The sequence below is a fragment of the Pseudoalteromonas sp. S558 genome, assembly GCF_005886635.1.
Taxonomy (GTDB): Bacteria; Pseudomonadota; Gammaproteobacteria; order Enterobacterales; family Alteromonadaceae; genus Pseudoalteromonas; species Pseudoalteromonas aliena.
Genome location: NZ_PNDU01000029.1, coordinates 1 through 4,926, shown reverse-complemented (window position 1 = coordinate 4,926; position 4,926 = coordinate 1). Strand labels below are relative to the sequence as shown.

Genomic DNA, 4,926 nt, shown 5'->3' with positions numbered 1-4,926 from the left:
TAAGAATAAGTAAAAACCGAGTAACAAAGAGTAAATTGCCCCTAGGCATAATTTTAGGAAGTAAAGAAAATAAGCGATTGACCAGAGATGATACAATAGGATTTACCATAGCAAGTTTTATATTTTTTGGGATTATAAAATTAATTATTGTTGCGGTGGCGTACTTTGTTACTGATGACTCTACACACGTTACAACACCAAATTTAAGCCCCTCAGCTGAAGAGCCTCCATTGACTATTAGCCAAATTTTTAGCGTGGACTATTTGTATAGTCAGTTTTGGCCTTCGCTGTATTTTCTAGCCTTAATGGTAGTCACCTTAGTATTAAAAATTATTGAGTATCGATTTTCATTTAAAGAGGCGCTATCAAGTATTTTAATTATGCTTAGCGCATTATTAGTAGGTGTTTTTCCTTTATTTGGTGGTGCTTATCTTTTGGGGTTAATCGCTAACTTTTTTATCTTTTTCATATTTTGTTCTGCGTGCATTGAAATAGATAAAATAGGCGATGCATCAGGAGGGGCGATTGCTATTTTCTATGGTTATATATTAATGATGGGACTTGGGCTTAGCGTTATTTGTAAGCTTGTTTATAAAGTGTTTTTTTAGTAAATAACGCATTGAGTGATGACTGTTTTTTGTTCTAAATGCTTGCGGTTGCCTTTATATCCAATTAGACTGATTTTTAGTCAGCGCGGTAATTCCACAAACATTTATATACTGTATACATGTCATTAAATAGCAACACGATAAGTGTATTTTAAAGCGAGTATTTGGGAGCTTGTATATTTTGTTATCACGTTTAAAAGCTTACTTTTTGGTAATTGTATCGATTATCATTATTTTTACTACAACACAGGCTTGTGCAGATATGTTTGGTTTTTTTAATAAGCAGGATTTTATTTTATCGGCTTCAGTAAAGGGGCAGTTATTAGATGATGGGCAACCCGTTGCAAACACAAAAGTAACGAGAACGCTGATTTATGGCGATGAATATATAGATGAGGCAATAACAGATAGTGATGGGTATTTTTCATTTCCTAAAAAAACGATTAAGACGTCAAAACCATCAAATATGTTCGACAACGAGTCATTAATTCAGCATATATATTTAGAAAATGGGACACCAGAGGGCATTGTATTGTGGTACGTGACTGTGTCTTTGCATGAAGAGAGTAGTACGTTAACTGAGCTGTTAACCAGTTTAGTGTGTGATATTTCAAAAGAGCCACAAACATATGACTTACCAATAAAAGAAGCACCTGAACACGTTTTTACAATTTATACGACGTGTAAAATCTAACTTTTTGACAGACTCATTCAAAAGGACTTTATATGAATACTTTAACACCTATGCAAGCAGTACAAATGGCGTCGCTTGCTTATAAAGCTAAAAGCATTAAAAGTACGACTTTACTAAACAACTCCCTGCACCCAGCTTTACGTGGCAATTTCAACTTTGGGGTAAACTCAGACGCTGTGCAAGGAGTGTCAGGTGGATTTTTTTCTCATTTGTTCGGTCTGAGCACTGGCTTTGGTTTGTTAGGTCATGGGCAAGGTATTTACCAAGGTGATTCAGTTATAACAATACGTGGTACAGCATCTTTACGGGATGGACTAACTGACGCACATTTTGGTTTAAGTGGTGGCGCAAACGGTAGTATGGTGCATGCGGGGTTTAATAAAACATTTTATTCGATGAAACCTACGTTGCAAGAATTTGTAACGGCAAACATTCGAGATAAAATAACAGGTTGTGTTCATATTGTTGGCCATAGTTTAGGCGGTGCATTGGCTACACTTTCTGCCGATTGGGTAAAAGCAGAATATTCTCTACCTGTGCAGCTTTATACATTTGGTTCTCCCCGCGTAGGCTTAGATAATTTTGCTAGAGCAGCAACATCAAGAATTGATAAAATTTACCGTTGTACTCATGGCGCTGATCCAGTGGCTAAGGTCCCATTATGGCCATTTTCGCATGCGCCTTATAATGGTCAAGAAATTCGTTTAGATAATGGTCAAGGCTTGAAAGGCGCCGCACATAAATTAAACGGTACGCCTGGCTATATTAACACGGCAAACAGCAGTGATTGGAATAACTTAACAGTACAAGCTAATCATTTTTTAAGTACACCCGTACGTTTACGGTTTGAAGATAGAAACCAAGCTTCATTTAATGCACATTGGTCAGATAAATTAAGTGCAGCATTAATAACGTTGCTAAAAGATGCCGGCTATTACAGTGCGGTTGCTGCACAAGCAGCCATTGGAACAGGGTTAACTTTTTACGATATGCTTGCACGCACTTTAGATAAAATAGCAAAAGCATCAGCTTCTTTTGCAGCGCAAACCTTAGGCTTGCTAGGTCATATGTTAGTGTTTGCAGGTAAAGTGATTAGTACAGTGGTAGAGCTAACCTACAGCTTTATAAAGTCAGTATTTGATTCAACACTCGGCGCTTTATACAGAGCAGCCAGAGAAGGTTTAAACGGTCTAGATTAGGCTGTTGGTAATTTTATTAGCATACTTTGTGACGAACCTTAAATTCAGAGTATCAATCAAATAGTGATAAAAGCTAAATGCTTTTACTTATTAAGTTTACCTAACAATACTGCACCACTTTGACTATCTCCCAAAAAATCATCTTTATTATAGATAGGGCAACTTTTAAGTGACAAGCAACCGCACCCAATACAATCATTTACTTTGTCACGTATACCTTGCATATAAGCAATTCGTTCATCAAGTTGTGCTTGCCATTGCTTAGAAAGCGCTGACCAATCTTGTTTTGTGGGTGTTCTATTATCGGGAAGTGTTGCTAACGTATTTTTAATTTCATCCAGCGTTATTCCCATTGCTTGTGCTGCCTTTATAACTGCAACACGCCTTAATACATCAGGCTTATAGCGTCGCTGGTTACCAGTATTACGCCAACTTCTTATTAGCTGTTTAGTTTCGTAAAAGTGCAAGGTTGATACTTTAACACCACTTCTTTTTGCTACATAACCAACTGTTAAATTAGCTTCTGTGAGTTTTTTTTGATCCGTGTTCATTATTTAACTCCATGAGTTGACCTCAATGTAACTTGAGGTTTTAAGCTGCGTACAACATAAAAAAGGAACTAACAAAATGCAACAAAAACTTAATCGCAGTACGGTTATTATTTATTCATCAGCACGTAAAAATGGTAATACATCGGCTCATGTAAATAGTTTTGCTGAGCAAAATGATGTGCGCGTTGTGTGCCTAGATGATTATAAAATCCCTCCTTATTGTTACAATAAAAATTATAAGAATGACGATTTTTACCAGCTGTTTGAATCACTTTTAAATTACGACCATTGGGTATTTGCGTCTCCAGTATATTGGTACAACACAACAATACAAATGAAGGCTTTTATAGATAGAATCACAGATTACATGGACGATGAACACTTAAAACCAAGATTACGCTTGCTGCGTAGCAAAGATTTTTCGTTGCTATCAAATGCATCATCTATTGAGGCCCCAGAGGTGTTTGTACAGATGTTTAAACAAACTTTTAACTATTTAGGGATGAGTTTTGTAAGCCATCAGCATAAAAATACGCAATCGGCAGTATAATCCGCTGCCTTTTAGGCTTTGCTTCTGGTAATTTATTAGATTGGTCAACATGCCCTAGTTACGCAATAACACAGGAATGTTTTATGAAATACTTATTATTGCTGTTTTTTAGTTCGCTTTCACTGGCTAATGAACTGGCTATTAAAGACTTTGGTTATTTTTACTCTGTACCGGAGCATGCAAAAATTAACGACTCTACCGTATTTAAAATAGTATTTGATGTTGCACAAGGGGCTAAAAATGGTGAGCAAAATAATAATATAAATTCACTGGCGCGCTTTATTAATATGCATGTAGCGCACGGTGTTAAATCAGAAAATATTCAGCTTGCATTAGTGGTTCACGGTAGTGCCAGTTTAGATGTACTCGCTAATACTGAATATAAAAAACGTTTTAAAACCGATAATAAAAATCAACGTTTAATTAAACAATTACTCACTAACAATACTGTTGTTTATGTGTGTGGTCAGTCGGCTACGCATAATAAAGTTTCGCCAAAGCAGTTAATTGAAGGTGTGCAGATGTCGCTTTCTGCCATGACTGCCCATGCGCAATTACAACAACAAGGCTATACGTTGAATCCATTTTAATGATAAAAAATATTTTATGTTTTGGTGATTCTAATACCTGGGGACTAGATCCGAGTACAGGTAAACGCTTTGACGAAAACACTCGATGGACAGCGAGATTAGCCAAAAAATTAGGTCCGGATTTTAACGTAATTGAAGCAGGGCAACCTAATCGTACTTTAATAAATCTGCCGCCATTTGATGGCGTGCTTTGTGGCGTACGTTATTTAAAACCATATTTAGAACAGTATTCACTAGATGTAATTATTATTGCACTTGGGACAAACGATCTTAAAAAACGTTTTAACCTAACGCCTAAGCAAATTAGCCAAGGGCTTGATTGCTTAATACGTAAAGTTAAGTGCTTTTACGATATAAATAAACAACCTAAAATACTCATTCTTAGTCCTGCTTATATAAAAATAGTAGGCCCTTATAAGCATATTTACGAGGGGGCTGAGTGTAAAAACGAAGCAATGTCTGAGCAGTTTAAGAACGTGGCGTTTGACAATGAAGCGCTCTTTTTTGATTTACAAAGCGTGGTAAACGTATCGCCATTAGATGGGATCCATATGAGTACTGATGGACACTATAAAATAGCGGATGCCGTTTTTAAAATAACTAGGGCGTGTTGACCTTTCGTGATTGATTTTGCAGCAGACTGTTTGGTATTTAGGCAAGGCAGAGCCTATGTAGTGTGGTTATTCCCCATAAATAGGCGATAACGCAGCATAAATGCCAAACATGCGCTGCCC

Annotated in this window: 7 protein-coding genes; 6 read left to right on the top strand and 1 reads right to left on the bottom strand. The window is 36.7% G+C overall.

All coding sequences use genetic code 11. The features are described 5' to 3' along the window. The 3 genes from CWB66_RS02810 to CWB66_RS02800 all read left to right on the top strand — a co-directional run. Positions 1-608 (top strand): hypothetical protein (locus CWB66_RS02810; protein ID WP_138584268.1); only part of this gene is annotated, 608 nt, incomplete at its 5' end. A gap of 181 nt (positions 609-789) precedes the next feature. Next, on the top strand, positions 790-1,302 hold the full coding sequence (locus CWB66_RS02805; RefSeq protein WP_138584267.1) for a DUF6795 domain-containing protein: 513 nt from the start codon (positions 790-792) through the stop codon (positions 1,300-1,302). Between the two features lie 32 nt (positions 1,303-1,334). After that, positions 1,335-2,501, top strand: a complete 1,167-nt coding sequence (locus CWB66_RS02800; RefSeq protein ID WP_138584266.1) for a lipase family protein — start codon at positions 1,335-1,337, stop codon at positions 2,499-2,501. An 83-nt stretch (positions 2,502-2,584) separates the two neighbouring features. Here CWB66_RS02800 and soxR read toward each other — a convergent pair whose 3' ends face one another. Then, the gene (gene soxR, locus CWB66_RS02795; RefSeq protein ID WP_138584265.1) at positions 2,585-3,052 is read right to left on the bottom strand and encodes a redox-sensitive transcriptional activator SoxR; all 468 of its coding nucleotides are present in this window, start codon (positions 3,050-3,052) and stop codon (positions 2,585-2,587) included. Positions 3,053-3,128: 76 nt separating this feature from the next. On the opposite strand from soxR, the gene CWB66_RS02790 reads away from it, so the two are divergent. From CWB66_RS02790 to CWB66_RS02780, 3 genes are all read left to right on the top strand, one after another. After that, positions 3,129-3,602, top strand: a complete 474-nt coding sequence (locus CWB66_RS02790; RefSeq protein ID WP_138584264.1) for a flavodoxin family protein — start codon at positions 3,129-3,131, stop codon at positions 3,600-3,602. A gap of 83 nt (positions 3,603-3,685) precedes the next feature. Then, positions 3,686-4,192 carry a DsrE family protein gene (locus tag CWB66_RS02785; RefSeq protein ID WP_077538011.1) on the top strand — a complete coding sequence of 169 codons (507 nt, stop codon included), beginning with the start codon at positions 3,686-3,688 and terminating at the stop codon, positions 4,190-4,192. After that, positions 4,192-4,806, top strand: coding sequence for an SGNH/GDSL hydrolase family protein (locus CWB66_RS02780; RefSeq protein ID WP_138584263.1), 615 nt, complete (start codon positions 4,192-4,194; stop codon positions 4,804-4,806). Before CWB66_RS02785 ends, CWB66_RS02780 begins: the two co-directional genes overlap by 1 nt. Positions 4,807-4,926 lie beyond the last annotated feature (120 nt).

What these genes read in the sequence shown, in the direction of transcription:
- CWB66_RS02780 (WP_138584263.1), top strand. Translation starts at nt 4,192, where the DNA reads ATGATAAAAAATATTTTATGTTTTGGTGATTCTAATACCTGGGGACTA.
- CWB66_RS02785 (WP_077538011.1), top strand. Translation starts at nt 3,686, where the DNA reads ATGAAATACTTATTATTGCTGTTTTTTAGTTCGCTTTCACTGGCTAAT.
- soxR (WP_138584265.1), bottom strand. Translation starts at nt 3,052, where the DNA reads ATGAACACGGATCAAAAAAAACTCACAGAAGCTAATTTAACAGTTGGT.
- CWB66_RS02790 (WP_138584264.1), top strand. Translation starts at nt 3,129, where the DNA reads ATGCAACAAAAACTTAATCGCAGTACGGTTATTATTTATTCATCAGCA.
- CWB66_RS02800 (WP_138584266.1), top strand. Translation starts at nt 1,335, where the DNA reads ATGAATACTTTAACACCTATGCAAGCAGTACAAATGGCGTCGCTTGCT.